At 64.2% G+C, this 26,521-nt stretch carries 27 protein-coding genes and 2 tRNA genes; 23 read left to right on the forward strand and 6 right to left on the reverse strand.

The genetic code is table 11. The annotated features are described in order from the left end of the window. Positions 1–50 precede the first annotated feature (50 nt). From AC1DUN_RS14670 to AC1DUN_RS14690, 5 genes are all read left to right on the forward strand, one after another. Positions 51–1,571: a 3-hydroxyacyl-CoA dehydrogenase gene (locus tag AC1DUN_RS14670; RefSeq protein ID WP_477714581.1), complete on the forward strand. Its 1,521-nt coding sequence runs from the start codon at positions 51–53 to the stop codon at positions 1,569–1,571. Between the two features lie 177 nt (positions 1,572–1,748). Then, entirely contained in the window at positions 1,749–2,528 is a 780-nt protein-coding gene (locus AC1DUN_RS14675) for an oxepin-CoA hydrolase, alternative type (protein WP_477714582.1), read from the forward strand. A 150-nt stretch (positions 2,529–2,678) separates the two neighbouring features. Next, a complete protein-coding gene (locus tag AC1DUN_RS14680; RefSeq protein WP_007872449.1) occupies positions 2,679–3,404 on the forward strand; it encodes a Crp/Fnr family transcriptional regulator in 726 nt (241 codons plus the stop codon). Between the two features lie 19 nt (positions 3,405–3,423). Continuing rightward, positions 3,424–4,521 carry a phosphotransferase gene (locus tag AC1DUN_RS14685; protein ID WP_477714583.1) on the forward strand — a complete coding sequence of 366 codons (1,098 nt, stop codon included), beginning with the start codon at positions 3,424–3,426 and terminating at the stop codon, positions 4,519–4,521. Between the two features lie 60 nt (positions 4,522–4,581). Then, complete coding sequence (locus AC1DUN_RS14690; RefSeq protein ID WP_477714584.1) at positions 4,582–5,841, forward strand: acyl-CoA dehydrogenase family protein; 1,260 nt, start codon at positions 4,582–4,584, stop codon at positions 5,839–5,841. A gap of 12 nt (positions 5,842–5,853) precedes the next feature. On the opposite strand, the gene AC1DUN_RS14695 is transcribed toward AC1DUN_RS14690, so the two are convergent. After that, positions 5,854–6,540 carry a hypothetical protein gene (locus AC1DUN_RS14695; protein ID WP_477714585.1) on the reverse strand — a complete coding sequence of 229 codons (687 nt, stop codon included), beginning with the start codon at positions 6,538–6,540 and terminating at the stop codon, positions 5,854–5,856. Positions 6,541–6,596: 56 nt separating this feature from the next. On the opposite strand from AC1DUN_RS14695, the gene AC1DUN_RS14700 reads away from it, so the two are divergent. From AC1DUN_RS14700 to AC1DUN_RS14710, 3 genes are all read left to right on the forward strand, one after another. Beyond that, the gene (locus AC1DUN_RS14700) at positions 6,597–7,301 is read left to right on the forward strand and encodes a glutathione binding-like protein (RefSeq protein WP_477714586.1); all 705 of its coding nucleotides are present in this window, start codon (positions 6,597–6,599) and stop codon (positions 7,299–7,301) included. 109 nt (positions 7,302–7,410) lie between these two features. Next, a tRNA-Arg gene (locus tag AC1DUN_RS14705) sits at positions 7,411–7,487 on the forward strand. 134 nt (positions 7,488–7,621) lie between these two features. Then, entirely contained in the window at positions 7,622–8,062 is a 441-nt protein-coding gene (locus tag AC1DUN_RS14710; RefSeq protein ID WP_477714587.1) for a response regulator, read from the forward strand. 95 nt (positions 8,063–8,157) lie between these two features. On the opposite strand, the gene AC1DUN_RS14715 is transcribed toward AC1DUN_RS14710, so the two are convergent. After that, positions 8,158–8,234 (reverse strand) — tRNA-Pro (locus AC1DUN_RS14715). 155 nt (positions 8,235–8,389) lie between these two features. Here AC1DUN_RS14715 and AC1DUN_RS14720 point away from each other — a divergent pair. From AC1DUN_RS14720 to AC1DUN_RS14740, 5 genes are all read left to right on the forward strand, one after another. Continuing rightward, positions 8,390–8,893, forward strand: a complete 504-nt coding sequence (locus tag AC1DUN_RS14720) for a C4-dicarboxylate ABC transporter substrate-binding protein (RefSeq protein WP_477714588.1) — start codon at positions 8,390–8,392, stop codon at positions 8,891–8,893. Further along, complete coding sequence (locus AC1DUN_RS14725; protein WP_477714589.1) at positions 8,890–10,350, forward strand: TRAP transporter large permease subunit; 1,461 nt, start codon at positions 8,890–8,892, stop codon at positions 10,348–10,350. The genes AC1DUN_RS14720 and AC1DUN_RS14725 overlap by 4 nt, the downstream gene beginning before the upstream one ends. A gap of 103 nt (positions 10,351–10,453) precedes the next feature. Further along, the gene (locus AC1DUN_RS14730; RefSeq protein ID WP_477714590.1) at positions 10,454–11,464 is read left to right on the forward strand and encodes a tetratricopeptide repeat protein; all 1,011 of its coding nucleotides are present in this window, start codon (positions 10,454–10,456) and stop codon (positions 11,462–11,464) included. A 49-nt stretch (positions 11,465–11,513) separates the two neighbouring features. Continuing rightward, positions 11,514–11,900, forward strand: a complete 387-nt coding sequence (locus tag AC1DUN_RS14735) for a DUF488 domain-containing protein (RefSeq protein WP_477714591.1) — start codon at positions 11,514–11,516, stop codon at positions 11,898–11,900. 46 nt (positions 11,901–11,946) lie between these two features. Then, positions 11,947–12,426: a DUF4188 domain-containing protein gene (locus AC1DUN_RS14740; RefSeq protein ID WP_477714592.1), complete on the forward strand. Its 480-nt coding sequence runs from the start codon at positions 11,947–11,949 to the stop codon at positions 12,424–12,426. 19 nt (positions 12,427–12,445) lie between these two features. Here the strand turns inward: AC1DUN_RS14740 and boxB are convergent, their stop codons facing one another. The 3 genes from boxB to AC1DUN_RS14755 are packed head-to-tail and all read right to left on the reverse strand — an operon-like array spanning position 12,446 to position 16,499. Further along, complete coding sequence (gene boxB, locus AC1DUN_RS14745) at positions 12,446–13,870, reverse strand: benzoyl-CoA 2,3-epoxidase subunit BoxB (RefSeq protein WP_477714593.1); 1,425 nt, start codon at positions 13,868–13,870, stop codon at positions 12,446–12,448. A 9-nt stretch (positions 13,871–13,879) separates the two neighbouring features. Then, a complete protein-coding gene (gene boxC, locus AC1DUN_RS14750) occupies positions 13,880–15,571 on the reverse strand; it encodes a 2,3-epoxybenzoyl-CoA dihydrolase (protein WP_477714683.1) in 1,692 nt (563 codons plus the stop codon). A gap of 40 nt (positions 15,572–15,611) precedes the next feature. Continuing rightward, complete coding sequence (locus tag AC1DUN_RS14755) at positions 15,612–16,499, reverse strand: helix-turn-helix transcriptional regulator (RefSeq protein ID WP_477714594.1); 888 nt, start codon at positions 16,497–16,499, stop codon at positions 15,612–15,614. Between the two features lie 143 nt (positions 16,500–16,642). On the opposite strand from AC1DUN_RS14755, the gene AC1DUN_RS14760 reads away from it, so the two are divergent. The 10 genes from AC1DUN_RS14760 to AC1DUN_RS14805 all read left to right on the forward strand — a co-directional run bounded on the left by AC1DUN_RS14760 (position 16,643) and on the right by AC1DUN_RS14805 (position 25,566). Beyond that, complete coding sequence (locus AC1DUN_RS14760; protein ID WP_477714595.1) at positions 16,643–17,134, forward strand: flavodoxin domain-containing protein; 492 nt, start codon at positions 16,643–16,645, stop codon at positions 17,132–17,134. A gap of 77 nt (positions 17,135–17,211) precedes the next feature. Beyond that, positions 17,212–18,789, forward strand: coding sequence for a benzoate-CoA ligase family protein (locus AC1DUN_RS14765; protein ID WP_477714596.1), 1,578 nt, complete (start codon positions 17,212–17,214; stop codon positions 18,787–18,789). A gap of 197 nt (positions 18,790–18,986) precedes the next feature. Further along, positions 18,987–20,174 carry an ABC transporter substrate-binding protein gene (locus AC1DUN_RS14770; RefSeq protein ID WP_477714597.1) on the forward strand — a complete coding sequence of 396 codons (1,188 nt, stop codon included), beginning with the start codon at positions 18,987–18,989 and terminating at the stop codon, positions 20,172–20,174. 190 nt (positions 20,175–20,364) lie between these two features. Beyond that, positions 20,365–20,994: a LysE family translocator gene (locus tag AC1DUN_RS14775; protein WP_477714598.1), complete on the forward strand. Its 630-nt coding sequence runs from the start codon at positions 20,365–20,367 to the stop codon at positions 20,992–20,994. 9 nt (positions 20,995–21,003) lie between these two features. After that, complete coding sequence (locus tag AC1DUN_RS14780) at positions 21,004–21,867, forward strand: branched-chain amino acid ABC transporter permease (protein ID WP_477714599.1); 864 nt, start codon at positions 21,004–21,006, stop codon at positions 21,865–21,867. Then, positions 21,864–22,886, forward strand: coding sequence for a branched-chain amino acid ABC transporter permease (locus AC1DUN_RS14785; protein WP_477714600.1), 1,023 nt, complete (start codon positions 21,864–21,866; stop codon positions 22,884–22,886). Before AC1DUN_RS14780 ends, AC1DUN_RS14785 begins: the two co-directional genes overlap by 4 nt. A 103-nt stretch (positions 22,887–22,989) precedes the next feature. Next, positions 22,990–23,709, forward strand: coding sequence for an ABC transporter ATP-binding protein (locus AC1DUN_RS14790; protein ID WP_477714601.1), 720 nt, complete (start codon positions 22,990–22,992; stop codon positions 23,707–23,709). Between the two features lie 102 nt (positions 23,710–23,811). Then, positions 23,812–24,543 carry an ABC transporter ATP-binding protein gene (locus AC1DUN_RS14795; protein ID WP_477714602.1) on the forward strand — a complete coding sequence of 244 codons (732 nt, stop codon included), beginning with the start codon at positions 23,812–23,814 and terminating at the stop codon, positions 24,541–24,543. A 19-nt stretch (positions 24,544–24,562) separates the two neighbouring features. Then, positions 24,563–24,691, forward strand: coding sequence for a hypothetical protein (locus AC1DUN_RS14800; protein ID WP_477714603.1), 129 nt, complete (start codon positions 24,563–24,565; stop codon positions 24,689–24,691). 74 nt (positions 24,692–24,765) lie between these two features. Next, positions 24,766–25,566 (forward strand): DMT family transporter, encoded by an 801-nt coding sequence (locus AC1DUN_RS14805; RefSeq protein ID WP_477714684.1) that lies wholly within the window; start codon positions 24,766–24,768, stop codon positions 25,564–25,566. Positions 25,567–25,581: 15 nt separating this feature from the next. Here AC1DUN_RS14805 and AC1DUN_RS14810 read toward each other — a convergent pair whose 3' ends face one another. Then, the gene (locus AC1DUN_RS14810; RefSeq protein ID WP_477714604.1) at positions 25,582–26,424 is read right to left on the reverse strand and encodes an IclR family transcriptional regulator domain-containing protein; all 843 of its coding nucleotides are present in this window, start codon (positions 26,422–26,424) and stop codon (positions 25,582–25,584) included. Positions 26,425–26,521: the final 97 nt, after the last annotated feature.

A 26,521-nucleotide genomic window follows, 5' to 3' on the forward strand; every position in this document is an offset into this window, starting at 1 on the left:
GCAAATTTTGCCACGCGCCTTCGCCAAAGACGCTCAGCCATAATTCGGCCATGAAAGTAAATTTTGCAAATGTGGGAATAGTTGGCACTGGCGCGATGGGACGCGGCATTGCCCAGATCGCCGCGCAGGCCGGCAGCACCGTCAGGCTGATGGACGCGCAAGCGGGCGCCGCCGAAAAAGCGCGCGAAGCCATCTGCGCCCAATGGGACAAGCTGGTTGAAAAAGGCCGCCTCGAAGCCGCAACGGCCGCCGCGCACAAGGACCGCCTGGTGCTCGCCGGCACCCTGGCCGATCTCGCGGGCTGCGACCTTGTCGTCGAGGCCATCGTCGAGCGCCTGGATGTCAAGCGCGCGCTGTTCGCCGAACTGGAGGCCCTGGTGCCCGCGCAAACGGTACTGGCCAGCAACACCTCTTCGCTGTCCGTGACCGCCATCGCGGCGGCGCTCAAGCACCCCGAACGCCTGGCCGGTTTTCACTTCTTCAACCCCGTTCCGCTGATGAAAGTAGTCGAGGTGATCGCGGGCCTGAAGACCAGCCCCGGCGTGTGCGAGGGCCTGAGCCAATATGCCCGGCAAATGGGCCATACGCCCGTGCAGGCGCAGGACACGCCCGGCTTCATCGTCAACCACGCGGGCCGGGGCTACGGCACCGAGGCGCTGCGCATCGTCAGCGAAGGCGTCGCCGATTTCGCCACCATAGACCGCATCCTGCGCGACCAGGCCGGCTTCAAGCTGGGCCCCTTTGAGCTCATGGACCTGACCGCGCTCGACGTCTCCCATCCGGTGATGGAGTCGATTTACCACCAGTACTACGAAGAGGCGCGCTACCGCCCCAGCGTGATCACCGCGCAGCGCCTGGCCGGCGGCATGCTGGGCCGCAAAACCGGTGAAGGCTTTTACCGCTACTCGGACGGCGCCATGCAGGTGCCCGCCGAACCCGCGCCTCCCCAGGTCACCGAATTCCCGCCGGTCTGGGTCTCGCCCCGCGCCTCGCGCCGCGCGGAACTGCTGCAGCTGCTCAAGAACCTGGGCGCCAAAATCGAAACCGGCGCCTCCGCCTCGCCGCAGGCCCTGACGCTGGTCGCCCCACTGGGTTTTGACATCACCACGGTCGCCGTGGTCGAACGCCTGGACCCTGCCCGCACCGTCGGCATCGACATGCTGATCGACGACGCCGCCACCAAGCGCCGCGTGCTGGCCACCAACCCGGCCACACGCAGCGACATGCGCGACGCCGCCCACGCCCTCTTCGCCCGCGACGGCAAGGCGGTCAGCGTGATCCGCGACAGCGGCGGCTTCGTCACCCAGCGCGTGGTGGCCACCATCGTCAACATCGCCAGCGATATCTGCCAGCAGGGCATCTGCAGCCCGAAAGACCTGGAAACCGCCGTGACGCTCGGGCTCGGTTACCCCATGGGCCCGCTGGCCATGGGCGACCGCTACGGCCCCACCAATGTGCTGGAAGTGCTGTTCAATATGCAAACCGTTTACGGCGACCAGCGCTACCGCCCCTCCCCCTGGCTGCGCCGCCGCGGCGCTATTGGGCTTAGCCTCATGCATCAGGAAGAATGAAACACCCCCGTCGGATGGGAATCAATCACCCCCTTCGGATGCTCACTTCGTGTAGCACCTTCCCCCCTCCAGGGGGCGGCGCCTGCGGCCTGGCGAAGCCAGTTCCGCGGCCCCCACTGGTGGCAGCCCTGCAAATTACGGCCTTCGTGGCCAGCCCAATACCTCGAAAGAACTGACATGGCAGGCGCAATCAAGAGTACCAGCGAGGGCCAGACCCTTATCCTGACGATCAGCAACCCGGAGTTCAGGAACGCCCTGGGGCCCGACATTTATGCCGCCGGCATTGAAGCCCTGAACGCCGCCGAGAACAACCCCGACATCCGCAGCGTGGTGATCACGGGCGAAGGCCCCATGTTTTGCGCGGGCGGCAACCTGCAGCGGCTGGAAGCCAACCGCCGCGAGGCGCCCGAGGTGCAGGCGCAGAGCATAGAAGGCCTGCACAACTGGATTGACTCGATTCGCACCTACCCCAAGCCGGTGATCGCCGCCGTGGAGGGCGCGGCCGCCGGCGCCGGTTTTTCGCTGGTGCTGGCCTGCGATTTTGTGGTGGCGGCCGACAACGCCGTGTTTGTGATGTCCTACAGCACCGTGGCGCTGTCGCCCGACGGCGGCGGCAGCTGGGCGCTGGCGCGCGCCCTGCCGCGCGCGCTGGCCAGCGAACTGCTCATGAATGGCGAACGCATAGGGGCGCGCCGGTTGCATGACTTCGGCCTGGTGAACCGGGTCACGGCCCCCGGCGAAGCCCTGGCCCAGGCCCGGGAACTGGCCGAAAGCCTCAATGCGCGCGCGCCCAACGCGCTGGCCAGCATCAAGGAACTCATCAACGAAGCGGCCGGCAACACGCTGAACCAGCAGCTAGCCCGCGAGCAGGACCACTTCGTGCGCAACCTGCACGATGCCAATGCCGGCGAAGGCATAGACGCCTTCCTGAACAAGCGCACGCCGCACTACCGCTAGGCAGGCCCTTTGCGGGCAGGCCAGTCACAGGCCGCCCAGCCCACCATTGCCCTGCGCCCCGCCGGGCGACACCCATGCGACAGCCCGCTGGCGCCGGACGGGTCCCTCAAGCGACAATGGACGTCTTGTTAGTCACTCAAAAGACAGACCATGGACGATCCCATTCTTACGATAGAGGAACGAGAGGCCATCAACAACGGCCGCTGGTTTTCATCCCTGTCCCCATCCCTGAGGCACGACATATTCCGATGCGCCTACGTCAAACGCTACAAAGACGGCGAACTCATCAGCGCCCGCGGCGATGTGCCGGAAGAATGGATCTCCTGCGCGCGCGGTGCCATCCGCGTGAGCTCGACCTCGATTTCGGGCAAGCAGGTGACCCTGACCTATGTGGAGCCCGGCCTCTGGGTCGGCGACGTGGCGATCTTCGACGGCGAGCGGCGCACCCACGACTCCTATGCCCATGGCGAGACCACGCTGCTGTGCGTCTCGCGCGCCGACCTGCGCAAGATCTTGAGCCAGCACGTCGAGCTCTACGAAGCCCTGTTGCGCCTGCATGCGCGCCGCATACGCCAGCTCTTCGGCCTGGTGGAAGACCTCAACACCCTGCCCCTGCGCGCGCGCCTGGCCAAGCAGCTGCTGCACCTGGTGCGCAGCTACGGCGTGCCCAGCCTGGCGGATGGCGGCGAAGTGCGCATAGGCCTGCAGCTGGCGCAGGAGGAACTGGCCCAGTTGCTGGGCGCCTCGCGCCAGCGCGTGAACCAGGAACTCAAGGCCATGGAGCGCGAGGAAGCCATACGCATAGAGCCGGGCGGCCTGGTGGTACGCAACCGGCAAGCCTTGATGCGCATTTCCGAAGCCGAAATCGAAAAATAAACACACAGGGGCAAGCCCTTTGAGCACGAGCAACTTCGACCACTTTGTCGGCACCCGGGCCGTGTCCGGCGCCCATGCGTTTGACCTCGACGCGCTCACCGCTTACCTCAGCAGCCACCTGCCCGGCTTCAAGGGCCCGCTGACGGCGGAAATCTTCAAGGGCGGCCAGTCCAACCCGACTTACAAGCTGCTCACGCCCGGCGCGTCTTACGTGATGCGCGCCAAACCCGGGCCGGTGGCCAAGTTGCTGCCTTCGGCCCATGCGGTGGAGCGCGAATTCAAGGTCATGCAAGGCCTGCAGGGCACCGATGTGCCGGTGCCGAAGATGTATTGCCTCTGCGAAGACGAGTCCGTGATTGGCCGCGCCTTCTACGTGATGGAGTTCGTCGAAGGCCGTGTGCTCTGGGACCAGTCCCTGCCCGGCATGGACAAAACCCAGCGCGGCGAGATCTACGACGAGATGAACCGTGTGGTCGCCGCGCTGCACAAGGTGAAGTTCGCCGAGCGGGGCCTGGCCGACTACGGCAAGCCCGGCAACTACTTCGAGCGCCAGATAGGCCGCTGGAGCAAGCAGTACGCAGCCTCCATCACCCAGCCCATCGCCGAGATGGACAGCCTGATGCAATGGCTGCCGGCCAACATCCCGGCCAGTGCGCGCGATGAAAGCCTGGTGTCCATCGTGCACGGCGACTTCCGGCTCGACAACCTGCTGTTCCACGCCACCGAGCCGCGCGTGCTGGCCGTGCTCGACTGGGAGCTGTCCACCCTGGGCCATCCGCTGGCCGACTTCAGCTACCACTGCATGGCCTGGCACATCCCGCCCGGGGCCTTCCGCGGCATAGGCGGGCTGGACGTCGAAAGCCTGGGCATCCCCACCGAATCCGAGTACATACGCCGCTACTGCGAGCGCACCGGCCTGGCCACGCCCGAAGCACTCAAGGCCGACTGGAACTTCTACATGGCCTACAACCTGTTTCGCATCGCGGCCATCCTGCAAGGCATCGCCAAGCGGGTCGAAACCGGGACCGCCTCCAGCGCCCAGGCCGTCAGTTCGGCCGCCGGCGCGCCGCTGCTGGCCAAGATGGCCTGGGGCTTTGCTCTCAAGAGCCAGGGCTGACAACAGCCTCAGCCCTCCCCTTTACAACAACACCGCCCCACACCCCTTTCTGGAGATTTCATGGACTTCAACTACACCCCCAAGGTACAGGAACTGCGGGCGCGCCTGCTCAAGTTCATGGACGAGCACATCTACCCGAACGAGGCGCGCTTCTTCCGCGAGATCGCCGAGAACCGCGCCAAGGGCAATGCCTGGGTGCCGACAAAGCTGGTCGAAGAACTCAAGCCCAAGGCCCGCGCGGCCGGCCTGTGGAACCTGTTTTTGCCGCACTCGCCGCGCGCGCCTGAAGGCTTGTCCAACCTCGAGTACGCGCCGCTGTGCGAAATCATGGGCCGCGTGCCTTTCGCGGCCGAGGTCTTCAACTGCTCGGCGCCCGACACCGGCAACATGGAAACCATCGCCCGCTACGGCTCCGAGGCCAACAAGGACCAGTGGCTGGACCCGCTGCTCAAGGGCGAGATCCGCTCGGCTTTCCTGATGACCGAGCCCGAGGTCGCCTCCTCCGACGCGACCAACATCCAGTGCCGCATTGAGCGCGACGGCGACCACTATGTGCTCAACGGCCTCAAGTGGTGGTCCTCCGGCGCGGGCGACCCGCGCTGCGCCGTCTACATCGTCATGGGCAAGACCAACCCCGACGCTGGCCGCCACGAGCAGCAATCGATGATCCTGGTGCCGGCCAACGCGCCCGGCATCACGGTGATCCGCCCGCTCTCGGTCTTCGGCTACGACGACGCACCGCACGGCCATATGGAGGTGCGCCTGACGAATGTGCGCGTGCCCGCCGCCAACCTGCTGCTGGGCGAAGGCCGCGGTTTTGAAATCGCCCAGGGCCGCCTCGGCCCCGGGCGCATACACCACTGCATGCGCAGCATAGGCATCGCCGAGCGCGCGCTGGAGCTGATGTGCAAGCGCTTGAACAGCCGCGTCGCCTTCGGCAAGCCGATCGCCAGCCAGTCCGTCTGGCACGAACGCATCGCCGAGGCGCGCTGCATGATTGAGCAGGCCCGCCTGCTGACGCTCAAGGCCGCCTACATGATGGACACCGTGGGCAACAAGGTCGCCAAGGCCGAGATCGCGATGATCAAGGTGGTGGCGCCCAATATGGCCTGCCAGATCATCGACTGGGCCATACAGGCCCACGGCGGCGGCGGCGTGTCGGACGACTTCCCGCTGGCTTACGCCTACGCCAGCCAGCGCACCCTGCGCCTGGCCGACGGCCCGGACGAGGTGCACCGCGCCTCGCTGGCCAAGCTGGAACTGGCCAAGCATCTTTTGATGCCCGGCGAAGTCGAAATGCCGATCACGCGCGGCAGCTGAGGCGGATACCCCTCACAAGGTAAGGTCGTTGGTGAGGCCGGCGATCGCCGACTCGCAGGCCGTGGTGAAAACCAGGGCCGCATGCTCCAGCGTGGGCATATCGGCTGGGGTGTACTGCATGCGCAGATAAGCCTTGCCGCGCAGCACCATCAGGATAAAAGGCACCTGCGGGTCGGGTGCCGGCTCAGGCCAGGACATCATCAACTCGACCAGCTGCGGGTCCAGCCAGGCCATCGCATTGGAGCGGTGGTCGGCCATCACCGCATAGCGTTCCCAGAAGGGCTTGGGCAGGCTTTCCCAGCCCACTTCAGGGTACATGGCCAGCCAGCGCACCTCTTCCGGCATGCTGGGATCGGCGGTGGTCTGCAGGGTGTCGGTATAGGCCTGGTAGGCCTTTTTTTCCAGCGCGTCCTTCAGGACCCGGTTCATGACCAGGACGGTGACGTCGTCATTGACCTTGATCTCGCCGCGGGCGCGCAGTTCTTCGCCGCGGATGTAATCGCGCGATGGGCGACCGCGCTCCATCTTCCAGGGCTTGCCGCCCACATTGCCCTTGAGCGAAAAACCCTTGCCCTGCCCCATGCCGGTGAAAGAAAAACCGCGGGTCCCGGCCCATTCGGACACGGCTTCATCCGACGTGGCCGCATCGCCGGCATCCGCCTTACCCGCAACAAAGACTTTCTTCAGCCGCTCGAACATGGTTTTCGCTTTTCTCTTAAAGTGCAGCGACCATCATAGTAGTCAAGGACACCCCGATGATCAATGTTTACTCATGGCCCACACCCAACGGCCATAAAGTCCACATCATGCTGGAAGAATGCGGCCTGCGCCTGGGCCGCGACTGGCAAGCCATTCCGGTCAACATCGGCACCGGCGACCAGTTCAAGCCCGAATTCCTGGCCATCAGCCCGAACAACAAGATCCCGGCCCTGGTCGACCCGGTCGGTCCCGACGGCAAACCCATCTCCGTCTTCGAATCCGGCGCCATCCTGCTCTACCTGGCCGCCAAGACCGGCAAGCTGCTGCCGAAAACCGACCGCCTGAAGTTCCAGGTGCTGCAGTGGCTCATGTTCCAGATGGGCGGTGTCGGACCCATGATCGGCCAGACCCACCATTTCCGCCAGTATGCGCCCGAAAAAATTGACTACGCGATCAAGCGCTATACCAATGAAACCAGGCGCCTTTACGGTGTGATGGACAAGCAGCTGTCCACCCACACCTTCATCGCCTGCGACGAATACAGCATTGCCGACGTCGCCATCTTTCCCTGGCTGCGCAACTGGGAGAACCACGGCATAGACTGGGCCGACTACCCGTACCTCAAAAAATGGTTCGACCTGGTCAGCGAACGCCCCGCCGTGCAGCGCGGCGTCAAGGTGCTGGCCGAGCTGCGCAAGCCCATCACCGACGACAAGGCGCGGGAAGTGCTGTTCGGCAAAACCCAGTACGAAAAGCGCTGAATCGGGGCCCGCCGGCCGGGCCGGCGGCCGGCGATTGAAGGTATGATTCGCGACGAGCTGGAAACGGCGGCCGCCCCTGCGCGGCCTTGCCCCGGCTTGCACACACAGACTGCCCGTAGCTCAGTTGGATAGAGCATCAGCCTTCTAAGCTGAGGGTCGGGGGTTCGATCCCCTCCGGGCAGGCCAGACATGGCGCCAGCCGCGCGCCCCTCACCCGGCACCTGGGAACTTCGCTGATACCGCCGGCCAAGGCCGGAGGTATATATTCGGGGTTACGGCCGCGAGCCCGAAGGCCGTCAAAACCAAGGAGGCGAGCAAACATGCCCAGACCAACCATGCTGCTGGTGGAGGATAACCCCGCTCACGTCGAGTTGACGTTGGTGACGCTGCAGGAAAACGGCGCCGACCATGAAGTCATCGTCGCCCGCGACGGCAAGGAAGCCCTGGACTACCTTTTCTGCGAAGGTGCTTACAGCGGCCGGCCGTCCGACCAGCCGCCCGAGCTGGTCATGCTGGACCTGAATTTGCCCGGGCTCAGCGGCGCGCAAGTCATGCAGCGCATGCGCGGCGACCCCCGCACCTTCTTTGTGCCCGTCGTCATTTTGACCTCCGAGCCCAAATACTCCCCGATCGTGAAAGAAATCCAGGGCGGCCTTAACAGCTATGTGCGCAAGCCGCTGCATTTCCGGGATTTCCAGGAAAAGCTGGAACAGGTGCGCGAATATTGGCGCACGTCCAACTTCGGGCCGCTCAAATCCTGAGGACGGCACCCCTCAGGGCCCAGAACTTGGGCCGTTGAGGCGAACCAGGCGGACATGAAAAAGCCCACTGGCGTGGGCTTTTTACGGGGAAATGATGGTCGGAGTACAAGGATTCGAACCTTGGACCCCCTGGTCCCAAACCAGGTGCGCTACCAGACTGCGCCACACTCCGACTAGTCAAATATTATAGCCCGAACCCGCTACACTTTCCCGCGGCCGTCCTCATTTTTTCCATTCACTGGATCGCACCATGAAACTTCGCCGCGCTGCCCAGCCTGGTCCGCACCGGCCCGACGCAAAGGCTTGCCGCGGCAAGCCTGAAGCCGCATGAGGATGGAGGCCATCGCCAGGGCCGTGTCCGGGGTGGACAAAGGCCTGACCCGCATGACCGCGGTGTTCGGTCTGCTGGTGCTGCCGCTGGCGGCGCTGCTGCTGGCCCAATGGCCGCTGCGTGAACTCGTGCAAGCCTACTCGCGCCAGGCCAATGACGCGGCGCAGGTGCTGTTCGCGCTGTATGTGGCGGTGGCCGTGACCGCGGCCTCCAGAAGCCATTCCCATCTGGCCTCCCTGCAGCCGCATCCGAGCGGCGCACCCCGCCCGCGCGGGCATGCCTGGGCATTGCTGGCCTGCGTCACGCCCTGGGCGCTGTTCATGCTCTGGGCCGGCTGGCCGCTGGTGGCGGCTTCGGTGGCTTCTTTGGAGCGCTTTGGCGAAACGCTCACGCCGGGTTATTTTGTGATCAAGCTCGCCATGGCGCTGATGCTTCTGCTGGTGCTGGCCGAAGGCCTGCTGGAACTGCTGCCGCACGGCCGCGCGCCGGGCTCGCCATGAGCCTCACCGGTCCCCTGGCGGGCGTGTGGATGCTGCTGGCGCTGGGCACGCTGATTCTCGCCACCGGCCTGCCGGTCTGGGCCTTGCTGATAGGCGTGTCCAGCCTGTTCGCCGCGATGGGCCTGGCTACGGGCACCTTCGACCTGCAGATCCTGCAGGCCCTGCCGGTGCGTACGCTGGGCCTGCTGGAAAACGATTTGCTGCAGGCCATGCCGCTGTACGTCTTTATGGGCATTTTGCTGCAGCGCCTGACGGTGGCCGATGCTCTGTTCTCCTCGCTGTTACGGCTGTTCCGCCCGCTGGCCGGCGCGCATGCGCTCTCGGCCCTGGGCGTGGGCGCCCTCATCGCCCCCATGAACGGCTCGGTCGCCTCCAGTTCGGCCCTGCTTTCGCGCCTGGTGGCGCCGCGCATGGCGCACCTGGACACCGCCCGGGCCGTCTCCATCATCAGCGTGGCCGCCACCATAGGCGTGGTGGTGCCGCCTTCGCTGGTGTTGCTGCTGCTGGGCGACGCCATGATGCTGGCGCACCTGGAAGCCAGCCGGCTGCCCGGTTACCTGCAGGCCGGCCAGCGCATCATCAACACCCAGGACGTGATGCATGCCGCGCTGCTGCCCGCCCTGTGCGTGCTGGCGCTCTGGGCCCTGGTGGCCTGGCGCCAGGCACGCAAGCTCAAGGAAACACCGCCGCAAGCCCCCGCCAGCCGGTCGCAGACGGCCATCGCCCTGGCCGCGGGCGGCACCATCCTTGTGCTGCTGGCCGGCGTCTTTACCGGAAAGCTTTACGCGGTGGAGGCGGCGGCCACCGGCGCGATGCTGCTGGTCGCCACGACCCTCATGGGCCGTTCGCTGCCGGCCTCCGGCTGGCGGCTGGTGCTGGCCGACACGCTCAAGCTCAGCGGCGCGCTGTTCGCGCTGCTGGTCGGTGCCACCACCTTCAGCCTGGTGTTTCGCATCTTCGGCACCGACCGCTGGCTTAACGGCCTGCTGCTGGGCTCCACACTGCCGCCGGGCGTGACGGCGGCGCTGGTGCTGTTGCTGGTGGCCCTGTGCGCCTGGGTGCTGGATGCCTTCGAGATGATTTTTGTCATCGTGCCCATCGTTGCGCCCGCGCTCATCGCGCGCCTGGGCGACGCCCAGCAGGCGGCTGTGCTGCTGCTCCTGGTGCTGCAGCTGAGTTTCCTGATTCCGCCCATGGGGTATGCGGTGCTGATGGCCCGCTCCCGCTCGGGCCTGCCGGCCATTTCAAGCCGGCGCCTGCTGGGTGCGCTGTGGCCCATGCTGCTGGTCCAGGTCGCGCTCACAACGGCGGTGTTCGCGTTTCCCGGGCTGGTGCACGGGCTGGACGCCCCCCGGACCGAAACCGCCGGCAGTGCACCGCCATCCGATGAGGACATTGCGCGACAGATGCGGGAGATGTCCAACGCCGGCAAAGACGATTCTCCGACTCCCCCCTGAATCCGGGTATTTGGCACCTTCTGCGCTTGTTGACCGGGCTCAAGGGCCTTTGTACATTTAGACACACCCATAATCAAAGGGATTAACTTTTCGAGGGAGTCTAATGAAATCGTTCCTGATATCCGTTGTGTTTTCTCTGTGGGCTCACGCCGCACTCGCCCTGCCTCCAAAGGTTGAAGCCGATCGTTTGATCCTTCTCGCCAAAGCGGCATTGGAGGCCAAGGCATACGACGATGCGGGCGCCAAGCTGGCCCAGGCGCAAGCACTGAAGACTTCATTACCCGAGGACTTTGCTGTCACATATGCCAGCGCACTGTCCGGGCAGGGGAAAACCGACAAGGCCAAAGAGGTTCTGGAAGCGTATTTGAATAAATACGGAACTACAGGGCCCTCTTACAAGACCGCCTTGTCCATGCTGGTTCAGCTTGAAGGAAAGCCGGCAGCTTCAAGCGCATCCGCCGCCCCGCCCTCCGCATCAACAGCCAATACACCACAGGATTGGGGTCTGACGGCCAGCGATCTCTCTATCCTCACCGGGGCCGACCTCTCCAAGAAAGCCCGGTTGGCTGAGCGACGGGCGGAAATTTTGAAAGCTGCACAAGCAGGCGACAAAGTAGCGCAATACCTGATTGGTAATTCATACCTTAATGGCATTGGCGTCCAGAAGGACGATGCGCAGGCAGTTGCATGGTTCACCAAATCGGCAGAGCAAGGTCTGGTTCGCGCAGTTGCCGTGTTGGGTAGCTTCACAGTTCGAGGGATAGGTACGCCAGAAGATTCGATGGAAGGATTCAGGCTGCTTCTAAAGGCGTCCAACGCCGGCAACGCTTATGCCAGTTATGAGCTTGCAATCCTGACTCTTGTGGGTCGTGCAAAAGGCGACGGTGTCGTACAGTATTCGTACCTGAAACGACCAGTGGCGATGAAGGAGTTGGAGGCGTCAGCTGCAGCTGGCTTTAGCGCAGCCCAGTATTCCCTTGGCCACGCTTATATGGTGGGCAATGAGGATTACCGCCAGGATTTAAAGCTGGCCCGCTATTGGCTTGAAAAAGCGGCAGCCCAGCAACTCCCCAATGCGGTAGAGGCACTGGCGAAACTTCCAGCGGGAAGATGACCCCAAAAACGATGAAACGCTTTTTGACAACGCATCCGTCTTACATCGCATGACACTGAAAATCGTGAAGCTCGGTTCGCCACGCAGCTCAGATGAAGGCCTGCGCATAGGCACCGTGCGCCGGCCGCCCAGAGGTGTGCCCAAAACCGAGTTCGCCTCAGGCAACTGGTATGACGTGTGGTACCCCAACCTCGCCCCGAGCGTGGAGACCATGAAGCTCGGCCAGTCGGTCGAATCCGACAAGGACTGGGCGGCCTTCAGTAAAAAATACCGCGCCGAGATGAACGAGCCCGACGCCAGCCGCAACCTGGACTTGCTGGCGGCACTGTCACACCAGGCGAATTTTTCGATGGGCTGCTATTGCGAGAACGAGGCGCGCTGCCACCGCTCGCTGCTGCGTGGATTGCTCCAGGAAAGAGGCGCAAGCATTGCCTGAAGGGGAAAACGGCCTTTGAGGCCTTTGATATTCAACCAAGGAAACCATGATCCGTCGTGAACGACTCACCGCCACCGTCGAAGGCGACTTTGTGGTGTTCCTCATCGGCATGCGCATCAACCAGCCGCTGAAGCTGCACAAGTGGCTCCCTGTCGCAGGGGCCATGCCGCGCATGATCAAGGAGTTGCGCCAACAGCCTGAACTGGGTTTGCTGCATGCGGAGATGTGGTTTTCCAGGACCATCATCCTGGTGCAGTACTGGCGCTCGATGGAGCAGCTCCTGGCCTACGCAAAGGACCGCCAGGCCCAGCACCTGCCGGCCTGGCAAGCGTTCAACAAAGCGGTGGGTACAGATGGCTCGGTGGGCATCTGGCACGAAACCTATGCGGCCTCGGCGGGCAGCTACGAAAACGTCTACGTCAACATGCCGGCATTCGGGCTCGGAAGAGCCGGCATCCTGCAAGCGGCAGCAGGCGGCAGGCAATCGGCGGCGGGCAGGCTTCGCGCCCATGAAGCTCCACCCTGAACCGGCCTGAGCCAGCCGCTCACAACTTCACGTACTCGTACTCCAGCGGGTTGGCATTGATGCCGCGATCCGGCGGTGCAATCCACGCGGCCATCTTGCCGGGCTCCGTGACACGGTTCATCAGGCTTTTGACAAACGCCGTGTCGGCCGCCGTGGGCAGCCACTGGTCCTTCCCGGCCTCAAAGTCGGCGGCGCTGATCGGCTTGCCCTGCGGGTCGGTGAAATTGCCGGCCCAGGCACCGACCTCGCGGCGAAAGCGCGTCGAAGGCAAGGTCAGCTCAAAGTCCACGCCGGCACGCTTGATGCCCATGTTCCAGCGCGTCACGCCGACATTGCAATCCTTGACGTATTCAAGGCGCGTGATTTCATTCATGCCGTTGCGGGTCGAGATGGTCTCGTTCTTGAGGCCGCCCTGCCCGTCAGGCACCACGATGCTCATCTCGGTTTCCAGCTCCAGGTGGTCGGCGAACTTGGCTTCGTCGGGACGGCCCTTGATGCCGTTGCTGAAGTAGTTGGCGGCGTTCGACGAGGCTTCCGAGCCGAACAGGTCCAGCGACGAAGTGAACCAGAAATTCATGAACTTCTGGATGGTGGGCAGGTCGATCACGCCGGCCTTGCGCAGCGTGGCCACGTCATCGGTGTCCAGCTCCTTCATCACCTCCAGCGTGCGCTTGATGACGCGGCCCACGCCGGTCTCGCCGACAAACATGTGGTGGGCTTCCTCGGTCAGCATGAAGCGCGTGGTGCGGGCCAGCGGGTCGAAGGCGGATTCCGCGAATGACTTGAGCTGGAACTTGCCGTCGCGATCGGTGAAGTAGGTGAACATGAAAAAGCTCAGCCAGTTGTCCATGGGCTCGTTAAAGGTGCCCAGGATGCGCGGCTTGTCAGCGTCACCGCTGTGGCGCATCAACAGCTCCTCGGCCTCTTCGCGGCCGTCGCGGCCGAAATGCGCATGCAGCAGGTACACCATGGCCCAGAGGTGCCGACCCTCTTCCACATTGACCTGGAACAGGTTGCGCAGGTCGTAGAGCGAAGGCGCGGTATGGCCCAGCAGGCGCTGCTGCTCGACCGAGGCCGGCTCGGTGTCGCCCTGGGTCACGATGAGGCGGCGGAAGGTGGAGCGGTATTCACCGGGCACGTCCTGCCAGACCTCCTCGCCCATGTGGTCGCCAAAGCCGATCTTGCGGCCCTCCTCCTTGTCGGCCAGGAAAATGCCCCAGCGGTAGTCAGGCATAGGCGTGTAGCCGTAGCTGGCCCAGCCCGAAGCGTCCACGCCCACGGCGGTGCGCAAATAAACTTCCTTGGCCTTGAAGTCGCTGGGGCCCATCTCATCCCACCAGTTCAGGAAAGCCGGCTGCCAGTGCTCCAGCGCACGCTGGAGCTGGCGGTTTTCGCCCAGGTGGACGTTGTTGGGGATCAGGGCTTGGAGGTCTATGGTGCTCATGGTGTTTCCTTAAATCCGTTTCCAGTCGAACTTGGCTTTTTTGCCGGTTCCGAAAAGTTTTAGAGCGCCGTCCTCACCCACCGCATTCGGCCGAATGAAGATCCAGTTCTGCCAGGCTGAGAGGCGGCCGAAGACGCGCGTCTCCATGGTCTCCTTGCCCGGGAAGCGCAGCGAGGCTTCCATGCCGGTCATGGCGTCGGGCGAGAGCGAAGCACGCTCTTCCAGCATGATGCGGATCTCGTCTTCCCAGTCGATGTCGTCGGGCGTCAGGGTCACCAGGCCCAGCGCCAGCGCCTGGTCGGCGCGCAGCGGGCTGTCGCCGAGTTTTTGCAACTGGGAAATCGTGGCCTCATCTTCACAAAAGCGCGTCTGCAAGCGCGTCAGGCCGTTGACGGCCGGGAACCAGCCAAAGTTGGCCGGGCTCAGTTGCAGCGCCGGTGCGCTGTCGGGTGCGTCGGGCAAATCCAGCATGTAGATGCGGTCGCAGGCCAGGGCCAACTCATAAAAGGTGCCGGCAAAACACGACCCCGCATCGGCCAGCGCGATCAGCGAACGGCTGGTGACGTCCAGCCGGGCCAGCGTGCGGCGCAGCGCGCCCGTGGTTTCTTTCACCAGCCAGTGGTCTTTGAGTTTGGCCAGCACTTCATCCATGCGGATGACCTGGCCGGCATCGCCCGTGGTCTTGATGACCCAGGTGCCGACTTCGAGTTCATTGGTGCGCAGGTTCAGGATGGCGTCGTCAAGTTCGCGCTGCAGCTTGAGCGGGTACCAGCTGGCGCCGGCCGCTTCAATCGCTTCAGGTGTGGATTCAATGGGGCTTGCGGGCGCTTTCACAGTCAGCGTGGCGATGCGCTTTTCGCGGTCCACCTGCGCGTCGACCACGCTGTAGTGGTAGCCGCTGTCGTCGATCAAGGCCTTGAGCGGCGTCAGTTCTATGCCCTTGGCGCCGGCCCGTGTGGACTGCGCGCGCAGCGCCTGGATTTCAGCGGCCAGCAGCTCTCCGAACTGCTGCGGCTTGGCATGGGCGTCTATCAGCTTCCAGTCCTTGGCGCGGTCGGCGCGCACGCCCTCGGAGGTCGTGCAGAAAATGTCGGCCAGGTCGCGGCGCACCTTGCGCTTGTCGGTCACGCGGGTCAGGCCGCCGGTGCCGGGCAGCACGCCCAGCAAAGGCACTTCGGGCAGGCTCACGGTGGAGGAGCGGTCGTCCACCATGATGATGCGGTCGCAGGCCAGGGCCAGCTCGTAGCCGCCGCCGGCGCAGGCGCCGGTCACCGCGGCAACCGCCTTCAAGCCGTCATGGCGCGAAGAGTCTTCCAGGCCGTTGCGGGTTTCGTTGGTGAACTTGCAGAAGTTGACCTTCCAGCCGTGCGTCGAGAGGCCCAGCATGTAAATATTGGCGCCCGAGCACCAGATCTTTTCCTTGCCCGACTCGAACACCAGCACCTTGACGGCCGGGTGCTCGAAGCGCACGCGGTTGATGGCGTCGTGCAGCTCGATGTCCACGCCCAGGTCGTAGCTGTTGAGCTTGAGCTTGTAGCCGGGCTTGATGCCGCCGTCTTCATTGATGTCGAGCTTCAGGCGTGCAACGTCGCCCTCCACGCTCAGCGTCCAATGCTGGTATTTGCCCGGGTGGGTGGAAAAGCTCACGAGCTCGCGCTCCTGGCCGGCAATGACCTGTTTGAATAAAAGCGGCTCTGTCATGGCGTTCATGGGTTTGTCTCCGGTTAGGTCTGTTTCTGCTTTACTGCTGGTCGCGCACGGGTGTTTTGGGAACGGCGCGTTCCAGGTCTTTGAGGCTTTGTTTCAGTGTGCGCGCGGCGGTATCAACCACGGCGTCGGCGCGGGCATAGAGGGCTTCGCGGCTCGAGAGGATGCGGCGTATGTCTTCCATCGCCTCGTCGGTCGCGCCGCGGGTCGTGTCAAAAGGCCGCATGTCGCCCTGGGCCACCACGCGGGCCATATGTTCCTCGGGGCTGGCCTTGAGCCAGACACAATAAAACCGGCTTTGCAGCAGGTCGAAGGTTTCGCGCTCACTGACGATGCTGCCGCCCGTGGTCATGACCACGCCTTCCGGGTGGTTCTCGGCGATGCGGAACAGTGCGCGCCGCTCATAACGCCGATAGCCGGCCTGCCCGTGCAGCAGCAGGATTTCGTTCATGCTGGTGCCGGCCTCGCGTTCGATTTCGCGGTCCAGCTCTATGAAAGGCACGCCGCGCTCGGCCGCCAGCTGGCTGCCCAGCGTGGATTTTCCGGCGCCGCGCAAGCCTATCAGCGCCACGCGCTGTTCGCGGCCCAGCGAATCGCTGAGGCCAAAGGTGCCGCCCAGCAGGCTGTAGGCCTGGTCCAGCTGGGCATCATCGAGCCGCGTCAACAGGCCCTGCACACGGGCCAGCGCCGGGCGCGGGGCGTCCTGCAGTAGCTCCAGAATGGAGATGTTGAGCGCGCGGGCCGCCGCTTCGAGCGAATTGATGGAGACATTGCCCTTGCCGCTTTCCACGTCGGCCAGAAAGCGCTCGCTCAGGCCCGAATCCGAAGCCAGCTGCTTGCGCGTCATGCCGCGGCGGGCACGCCAGGCGCGAACGCGGGCACCCAGTTCGCTGAGCGTGGCTTTCGATTCCTGTTCAGACATGATTTCCAAGAAGCACCTGTCTCAAAAACACCTGTGAAAACCCTAGGAAGGGGCTTGGGTGGTTGCGATTTGAATGAATTGCAGTATACTTCAGGTTAAATTGATGTCAAGCAGTTTATTGCATCTTTATCCGGAGATCCTTGATGAAACTCAAAATCCTTGTAGGCACCATGACCAGCACCGCCGACTATGTGGCGCAAGCGATCCAGATGGACTGCGCCGACCTGGTCAGCGAAATCGAGGTCGAGCTGATGGACAAGCTTGACATCAGCGTCTTCGATGCGGCCAAGGCCGAAGATGCACTTTATCTCATCTGCAGCTCCACCTATGGCTCGGGCGACGTGCCCGACAATGCGCGCGCCCTCTATGAATCACTGGGCAGCAACCCGCAATTCCTCGGCCATGTGCGCTACGGCGTGATTGCGCTGGGCGACCGTACTTATATGCAGACCTTTTGCTTCGGCGGCAAAAAGTTCGACGAGCGCCTGCAGGACCTGGGCGCGCAGCGCATAGGCGAGATCTGGTGCCATGACGCAAGCAGCGGCACCATGCCGGAAACCGAGGGCACCGAGTGGTGCCGCCAGTGGCTCACCGGCGCCCTGCAGACATTGGGGGCCAGCCCCGCCACCGCCTGACATACAAAAGAAGATCCCGTAGCGCTTGATCAGCGTGCGCAAGCAGCTACCAAAATAACAGCAATCTGGAGACAAGCATGCAAACAAGCAGCGCAGACCATTCGGCAAGCCCGCCCCGGGTGAGCATCCCGCGCGACTACAACGCGGCGCACGACCTGCTGGCGCGCAACGCCACGCGCCCGGGCAAAGTGGCTTTTGTGGACGCGCTGAGCGGCGAGCAGCTGAGCTACGGCGAGCTTGCCGAGCAATCCCACCGTTTCGCCAATGCCCTGCGCGCCCAGGGCTTCGCGCCCGAAAGCCGCGTGCTGCTGGCCATGCTGGACACGCCGCAGTGGCCGGTCGCCTTCCTCGGCTGCATACTCGCGGGCGTGCTGCCCATCGCGGCCAACACCTTGCTGACCACGCAGGACTTCGAGTTCATGCTGCGCGACTCGCGCGCCCGGGGCCTGATCGTCTCGCACGCCCTGCTGCCGGCCTTCGAGCCGCTGCTCGGAAAAATCGACACGCTGAAAACAGTGGTCGTTGCCGGCGTTGACGACTGCGCGCCGCACGCCAGCCTGGCCGGCCTGCTGCGCGCGGCGCCGGCCACGCCCACCGTCACCACCACCTGCGCCGACGACGCCTGTTTCTGGCTGTATTCCAGCGGCTCCACCGGCACCCCCAAGGGCACGGTGCACCTGCACAGCCATTTGATCCAGACGGCCGAGCTCTACGGCCGCGGTGTGCTGGGCATACGCGAGTCCGACGTGGTGTATTCCGCCGCCAAGCTGTTTTTTGCCTACGGCCTGGGCAATGCGCTGACCTTCCCCATGAGCGTGGGCGCCACCACTGTGCTGCTGCCGGCGCGCCCGGCGCCGGCCGATGTTTTTGCCCTGCTCAAAAAATACCGGCCGACGATTTTCTACGGCGTGCCCACACTGTATGCCGCCCTGCTGGCCGACCCGGCCAAGCCGGCGAAGTCCGAACTAAGCCTGCGCGTGTGCACCAGCGCGGGCGAGGCCCTGCCCGCCGAGATCGGTAAAAAATGGACGGCGCAGTACGGCTGCGAAATCCTGGACGGCATAGGCTCCACCGAGATGCTGCACATCTTTTTGTCCAACCGGCCCGGCGAGGTGCGCTACGGCACCACCGGCCAGGCGGTCCCGGGCTACGCCCTGCGCATCATGGGTGACGACGGCCGCGAATGCGCCGACGGCGAGATCGGCGAGCTGCAGATCAGCGGCCCCAGCGCCGCCATCATGTACTGGAACAACCGCGCCAAGACCAAGGCCACCTTCGCCGGCGAATGGACCAAGAGCGGCGACAAGTACACCCGCGACGCCGACGGTTTTTACACCTATGGCGGGCGCAGCGACGACATGCTCAAGGTCGGCGGCATCTATGTCTCGCCCTTCGAGGTCGAGGCTTGCCTGATGACGCACCCCGCCGTGCTGGAAGTGGCGGTCATCGGCGTGGCTGATGCCGACGAGCTCGTCAAACCCAAGGCTTATGTGGTGTTCAAGGCCGGCCAGAGCGCCACCATGGACGAGCTCAAGGCCCATGTGAAGCAGCAGCTCGCGCCCTACAAATACCCGCGCTGGATAGAGTTCGTCAGCGAACTGCCCAAGACGGCCACCGGCAAGATCCAGCGCTTCAAGCTGCGCCAGCCGCGCTGAGCCGCCGCGCGCAAAAAGAGCCCGGCGTGCGGCAACAGGGCAGCGCAAAAAAGTGCAAACCGGCCCAAATCAGGCACAGTCATTGCTTTAGATGTAAACAATTTAATCCTCAATCTCGGGTTTTACACTAGGGCCGGCCACACAACGCACGCTTACCATTCGTCTAACAGTTTTCAGCCTCAACCAGGAGCTATTCCATGACTTCACGCCGACTTGTATTGACCCGCAGCGCCGCCATGATAGGGGCGGCCTCCACCGGCCTTTTGCTCCCCGAAATCGTGCGCGCGCAGTCCGGCAAGGTGCGTGTCGGCTTCATGCTGCCCTATACCGGTACCTTCGCGCAGCTCGGCGTGGCCATTGAAAACGGTTTTCGCATGGCCATCAACGAACAAGGCGGCAAGCTGGGCGGCCGCGAGATCGAATACTTCAAGGTGGACGACGAGTCCGAGCCCTCCAAGGGCATTGAAAACGCCAACAAGCTGGTGCAGCGCGACAAGGTCGACGTGCTGGTCGGCACGGTGCACTCGGGTGTGCAGATGGGCATCCAGAAGGTCGCGCGCGACAGTGGCGTGCTGAGCCTGATCCCCAATGCCGGCGTGCACGCCGCCACACGCAGCCTGTGCGCGCCCAATGTGTTCCGCACCTCCTTCACCAATTCCCAGCCCACGCGCGCCCTGGGCAAGGCCATGGTGGACCGCGGCCACAAGAAGGCCGTCTGGATCACCTGGAAATACGCGGCCGGCGACGAGGCTTTTGAAGGCTTCAAGGAAAGCTACACCGCCGCGGGCGGCACCATCGTCAAGGAACTGGGCCTGCCCTTCCCGCAGGTTGAGTTCCAGGCCTTGCTGACCGAGATCGCCGCGCTCAAGCCCGATGCCGTGGCCTGCTTCTTCGCCGGCGGCGGCGCCGCCAAATTCATCAAGGACTACGCCGCCGCGGGCCTGAAGGAAAAAATCCCGCTGTACGGCTCCGGCTTCCTGACCGAAGGCGTGCTCGACGCCGCCGGCCCCGCGGCCAACGGCATCATCACGACCATGCACTACAGCGACTCGCTGCCGACCCAGCGCAACGGCCAGTTCCGCCTGAGCTACGCCAAGACATTCAAGATGCAGCCCGACGTCTACGCCGTCCAGGGCTACGACACCGGCCTGCTGCTGATCCAGGGCGCCAATGCCGTCAAGGGCGACCTGAGCGCCAAGCCGGCCCTCTACAAGGCCCTGGAAGGCGCCGTCATCGACAGCCCGCGCGGCAAGTGGACCATGAGCCCCTCGCACAACCCGGTGCAGGACATGTACCTGCGCGTGGTCGAGAACAAGGAAAACAAGGTGATTGGTGTTGCCGCCAAGGCGCTCGCAGACTCCGGCGCCGGCTGCAAGATGGGTTAAAACATGGCCCCCACGGTCGCTCACTGCGTGTAGCTCCCTGCCCCCCGAGGGGGCCGCCCGCCTGCGGTCTGGCAAAGCCAGTCCCGCGGCTCATGCTGGTATGAAGTCACGTGGGCCGTAACACCTCATTCTTGGGTAAAACTGGTATCGCGCGTGCTTACAGGCTTGCCACGATGCTATCTTCTCCACCATGACGCTCACCACCTACCTCCTCTACGTAGCAGCCGTCGCGCTGCTGATCCTCACGCCCGGCCCGACCATGCTGATGTGCATGACCAATGCACTCAACCATGGCCCGCGCAAAGCCATGACGTCCGTGGCCGGAAGCGTGGCCGCGGTGCTGTGCGTCATGCTGCTGTCGGCCATGGGCCTGGGCGCGCTGCTGGCGGCGTCCGAAACCGCCTTCACGGTAGCCAAGCTCATTGGCGCGGCCTACCTGATCTGGCTGGGCATCAAGACCTTCCGTAGTGAGGCGGCCGTGTTTGACGGCACGGCCAAAGACAACAGCCCCTCGCAGCGCCGCTCGTTTTTCCTGCGCGGCTTCCTGGTCGGCGCCAGCAACCCCAAGGCCGTGCTGTTCTTCGCGGCCTTCTTCCCGCAGTTCCTGAACCCGGCCGCGCCCTTTGTGCCGCAGTTCGCCATCCTGGCGCTGACCTTTATGGCCTTTGAGTTCACGGTGCTGACTTGCTGCGCGCTGGGCGTCTCGCGCATCGCGCCGCTGCTGCGCTCCAGCCGTGCCGTGCGCTGGTTCAACCGGGTGTCGGGCGGCCTCTTCACCCTGATGGGCAGCCTCTTGTTGTTCACACGTCGCCACACATAAACCTGATTTATGGATTTAGCCAACTTCCTTATCCAGCTGCTCAACAGCGTCCAGTACGGCCTGCTGCTGTTCATGCTGGCCGCCGGCCTCACGCTGATCTTCGGCATCATGGGCGTGGTCAACCTGGCCCACGGCAGTTTTTACATGCTGGGCGCCTACCTGGCCTGGTCACTCAGCACGCTGACGGGCAGCCTCACGCTGGCCATCGTGATGGGCGCGGTGCTCTCGGTCGCCTTCGGCCTGGCGCTGGAATGGCTGCTGTTTCGCCACTTCTACAAGCGCGACCACCTGGACCAGGTGCTGCTGACTTTCGGCCTGATCTACATCTTTGAGGAAGTGCGCTCCATCCTCTGGGGCGACGACGTGCACGGCGTCACGATTCCCGATGTGCTGAGCGCCTCGATCCCGCTCACCGAGAACCTCTCCTATCCCGTCTACCGGCTGTTCATGTCGGGTGTCTGCATCGCGCTGGCCCTGGGCCTTTATTTCATGATCTCCAAGACCCGGCTGGGCATGAAGATACGCGCCGGCGCCTTCAACCGCGACATGGCCGAATCGCTGGGCATCAACATCAAGCTAATCCATGCCGTGGTCTTCGCGCTGGGCGTGGGTTTGGCCGCGGTGGCGGGCATGATCGCCGCGCCGGTCGCCAGCGTCTATCCCAATATGGGCTCCCAGGTGCTCATCATGTGCTTTGTGGTGGTGGTAATAGGCGGCATAGGCTCGGTGCGCGGTGCGCTGATTTCCGCGTTGCTGGTGGGCCTGGTCGATACCTTTGGCAAGGTGCTGCTGCCTTCGATGGCGGGCATGCTGGTTTATATGTTGATGGCTGCTGTCCTTTTGTGGAAGCCAGAAGGACTGTTTAAACAATGAGCTCAGCAAAAGCAAACCTCGAAATCCTGCCACGCGGCGTGCAGGTAGCGCTGGGCCTGGGGCTGGTCGCGCTGGCCGCCTTCCCTTTTGTCGGCACCGACTTCTACACCCAGATGGTCACGCGCATGATGATCATGGCCATCTTCGCGATGAGCCTTGATTTGCTGCAGGGCGTGAGCGGCCTGGTGTCGCTGGGCCATGCGGCCTACTTCGGCCTGGCCGGCTACGCGCTGGCCTTTCTGACGCCCGCGGGCGCACCCGTGAGCCTGTGGTGGACGCTGCCGGTGGCCGTGCTGGCCTCGGGCCTGGCCGCGCTCATCATCGGCTTTTTTGTGGTGCGCACGCACGGCATCTATTTCATCATGGTCACCATGGCTTTTGCGCAGATGGTGTTCTACCTCTTCTTCGACAACAAGGCCCTGGGCGGCTCCGACGGGCTCTACATCAACTTCAAGCCCAGCGCGGCCGTCTTCGGCTGGACGCCCTTCGACCTGGACAGCAAACTCACGCTCTACTACTTCACGCTGGGCGCCATGCTGCTGGTGTACGCCTTTTTACGCCGCCTGCTCTGGAGCCCCTTCGGCCGCACGCTGGCCGGCATACGCGTCAACGAGCACCGCATGCGCGCCATGGGCTTCGGCACCTTCGGCTACAAGCTCTCGGCCTTCACGCTGGCCGGCGCGCTCGCGGGCCTGGCCGGCTACCTGTGGGGCACGCAGACCGGCTACATCAACCCCGAGCTCATGGGTTTTCACATGAGCGCGCACGCCATCATGATGGTCATCCTGGGCGGCATGGGCAATTTCGCCGGTGCCATCGTCGGCGCCTTCGCGTTTGAATACCTGCTGCATGTGTTCAAGGATCTCCCGACCATCGGAAGCGTGAACCTCGGCAAGCACTGGCAACTCTGGATGGGCCTGTTCATCGTGCTGCTGGTGGTCTTCGCGCCGCGCGGCATCCTGGGCCTGGTCGAAAAATTCACCCAGCGCAAAAACAAAGCGGAGGCCGGCCATGAGTGAAGTCTTGCGCGACGCCGGGCCGCCCCAAGGCGCGCACGCCCCCTCGGGGGGCAGCGCATTACACGAAGTGAAAAGCGTGGGGGCCCTACTCTCTGCAAAGAATTTGACAAAACGCTTCGGTGGGCTGGCTGCGGTCAATGACGTTTCCATCAGCCTCTGGCGCAACCACATCCACGCGGTCATAGGCCCCAACGGCGCGGGCAAGTCCACCTTGACGAACCTGCTCTCGGGCGACCTGCCGCCCACCTCGGGCAGCGTCACCCTGGGCAGCCAGGACGTGACCGGCTGGACGCCCGAAAAAATCTCGGGCAAGGGCCTGGGCCGCAGCTACCAGAAGACGAATATCTTTTTGCCCTTCAGCGTATGGGAAAACGTCAGGCTGGCCTCGCAGTCGCGTGCGCCGAATGCCGCGCGCTGGCTGCAGCGCGCCACCGGCTTCGCGGCGGTCAATGCCCGCGCGGAACAAGCGCTGGAACTGGCCGGCCTGCAAAACCGCAAGCACAGCATCGCCGGCACCATCAGCCACGGTGAGCAGCGCCAGCTTGAGATCGCCATGACCCTGGCCACAGAGCCGCAGGTGCTGTTGCTGGACGAACCGCTGGCCGGCATGGGCGTGGCCGAGGCCGAACGCATGGTCGCCCTGCTGCTGGCCATCAAGAAAAACCACGGCATCCTGCTGGTCGAGCACGACATGGACGCGGTCTTCACCCTGGCCGACAAGCTCACCGTGATGGTCAACGGCCAGGTGATCGCCAGCGGCACACCGGCGCAAATCCGCGCCGATGCCGGCGTGCAGGCGGCCTACCTTGGCGAGGAACACTGAGAATATGGCCCTCACGCTTCTCACTTCGTGTAGTGCGCTGCCCCCCGAGGGGGCTGGCCTTGCTTGGGGCGGCCCGGCGCTGCGGCCTCGCCTGGAGAATTTATGAGCATGGTTGAAAAACAGATAGACATCCTGATCGGCGCCCAGGACATCAACACCTACTACGGCGCCAGCCATGTGCTGCGCGGCATTGACTTCCACGTCGCGCGCGGCGAGACGATTGGCCTCATGGGCCGCAACGGCATGGGCAAGAGCACCTTGCTCAAAAGCATCATGGGCCTGGTCAAGCCGCGCTCAGGCACGGTCGCGATCAACGGCCGGCCCATGACGGGCGCCCCGCCCTATGAAATCGCCCGCCTGGGCATCGCCTATGTGCCCGAGGGCCGCGGCATTTTCGGCAACCTCAGCGTGGTCGAGAACCTCAAGATGGCGGCACGCCCCGGCACCCAAGGCCAGCGCGACTGGACTTACGAACGCGTGCTCGAGACCTTTCCGCGCCTGAAGGAACGCCTGGGCCATGGCGGCCAGCAGCTCTCGGGCGGCGAGCAGCAGATGCTGACCATAGGCCGTGCGCTTATGACCAACCCGGACGTGCTGATCCTGGACGAAGCCACCGAAGGCCTGGCGCCGCTGATCGCGCGCGACATCTGGCGCATCTGCGGCCTGATCCGCGAGACCGGCATCAGCAGCGTGATCGTCGACAAGAACTGGAAGCACGTCACCCAGATCACCGACCGCAACGTGATCCTGGTCAAGGGCCAGGTCGTGTTTGAGGGTAGCTCGGCCGAGCTGCATGCCAAGCCTGAGCTGCTGGCGCAATACCTGGGCGTATGAATCGGAAGTCATCTACGGTATGACTGAAACTTTGGCCAACAACCGAATTCCCAGGCGCTCTTCCATCTGGCCCCGGTGGCCGCTGCTGGTCGGCAAAGTCGGCAAGCTCAAGGCACAGCTGCGCGAGCGCAACGCGGCGCCGGCCTGAACCTACAGTTCGTCAGGGAGCGCGGCATGAAGGTATCACCGACCACCTCAGCGCTGGGCCTCACCGTGCTGGCCATGCTCGCCTTTGCGGGCAACTCACTCCTGTGCCGCCTTGCACTGCGCAGCACGCCGATCGACGCGGCCAGCTTTACGGCGCTTCGCATCGCCTCGGGTGCGCTGGTACTCTGGCTTTTCATTTCGTGGCGCGGCGTTACGGCGACCGGCAACTGGCCATCGGCCGGTGCGCTGTTCGTGTACGCTGCCGCATTTTCTCTGGCCTACGTCAGCCTGCCGGCAGCCACGGGCGCGCTGCTGCTGTTCGGCTCGGTGCAACTCACGATGCTGGGCACCGGGCTGGCGCGCGGCGAACGGCTGGGCGCCAGGCAAAGCGTTGGCCTGGCAATTGCCGTGGCGGGCCTTATCGCGCTGTTGCTGCCCGGCGCCGCCGCACCAAGCTTGCTATCGGCCTTGCTGATGCTGCTGGCAGGCATTGCATGGGCGGTGTATTCGCTGCGCGGAAAACGCGCCGGTGATGCGACGCGGGCCACCGCGGGAAACTTCCTGCGCGCCACACCACTGGCACTGTTGTTAGCCGGGTTGATGTTCCCGCAACTGATCTGGGACATGCGCGGGGCGGCGTATGCGGTGACCTCTGGTGCGATCACCTCCGGTATGGGCTACATCATCTGGTATGCGGCGGTGAAGCGGCTTCCCGCCACTACGGCGGCCTCGGTACAACTTTCAGTGCCGGCCATCACCGCGCTGGGCGGCGTCGTCTTTCTTGGAGAGCCGCTGGGCTGGGCGCTCGCGGCCTGCTGCGCGGCCATTCTGGGCGGCGTTGCGTTGGCCGCGCGCCCTTCGCGGCCAAAAAGCTAAGAACCTGTTGACGATCTAAAGCAGCAAGCGCAATTCCCTCGCCGCATCCAGCAGCAAGGGCAGCAGTTCGCGCCGCATCACCTCAGGCCGCAGACGTTGCGGCGAGGACACCACATTGAGCGCGGCCACGGTGCGTCCCTGCATGTCGCGCAGCGGCACGGCCAGCGCGTGCACGCCCAGCTCATGCTCCTCGCTGGCCAGGCAGTAGTCGTCCAGCCGCACCTGCTCGACCAGGGCCTTGAGCTTGCGCGGGTCTGTGGTCGTGTGCAAGGTCAGCCGCGCCAGGCTGCCGTGCTCGGTTTTTGCCTTGAGCCAGGCGCTGAACTCGCTTTTGGATTTGGCGGCCAGCAGGACCCGGCCGGTGGACGTGGCATGCGCGGGCAGGCGCGCGCCCAGGTGCAGGCCGTAGGCCAGCACCCGCGCCGGCGCCGCCTTGGGGTCACCGGAGGCTTTCCATTCAAAACCGCTGCGCCCGATGATGACGATCTCGTCACCGTCCAGCACCGCGACCGAAAACGACTCCTGGGCCTGCGCGGCCAGCCGGTTCAGCGTGGGCTGGATGGCGCGCGGCAGGCGCGCCGTCGCAAGGTAGCTGCCCGAAAAGCGCAGCACCTTGGGGGCCAGCCAGAAGTAGCTTCCATCGGTTTCCAGGTAGCCCAGGTGCGTGAGCGTGAGCAGGTGGCGGCGCGCCGCGGCGCGCGTGATGCCGGCGCGCTCGGCCGCCAGCGTGGCATTGAGGCGCTGGCGCTGGGTGTCGAAGCTCTCGAGCACGGCCATGCCTTTGGCCATGCCCTCGATCAGGTCGGGCTTGGCGATCGGAAAAGCGCCGGGTTTTGCAGCGGCTCGGGAAGTGACCATTGCGCGATCATCGCACAAACAGGCCGCACATCGTGCAAAGGCGTTTTGCGCCGCTGGCGGTTCCGCACGCGCCGGCCTACCCTCAAGGCTGACGGAT

The organism is Polaromonas sp. P4_F6 (genome assembly GCF_056401275.1).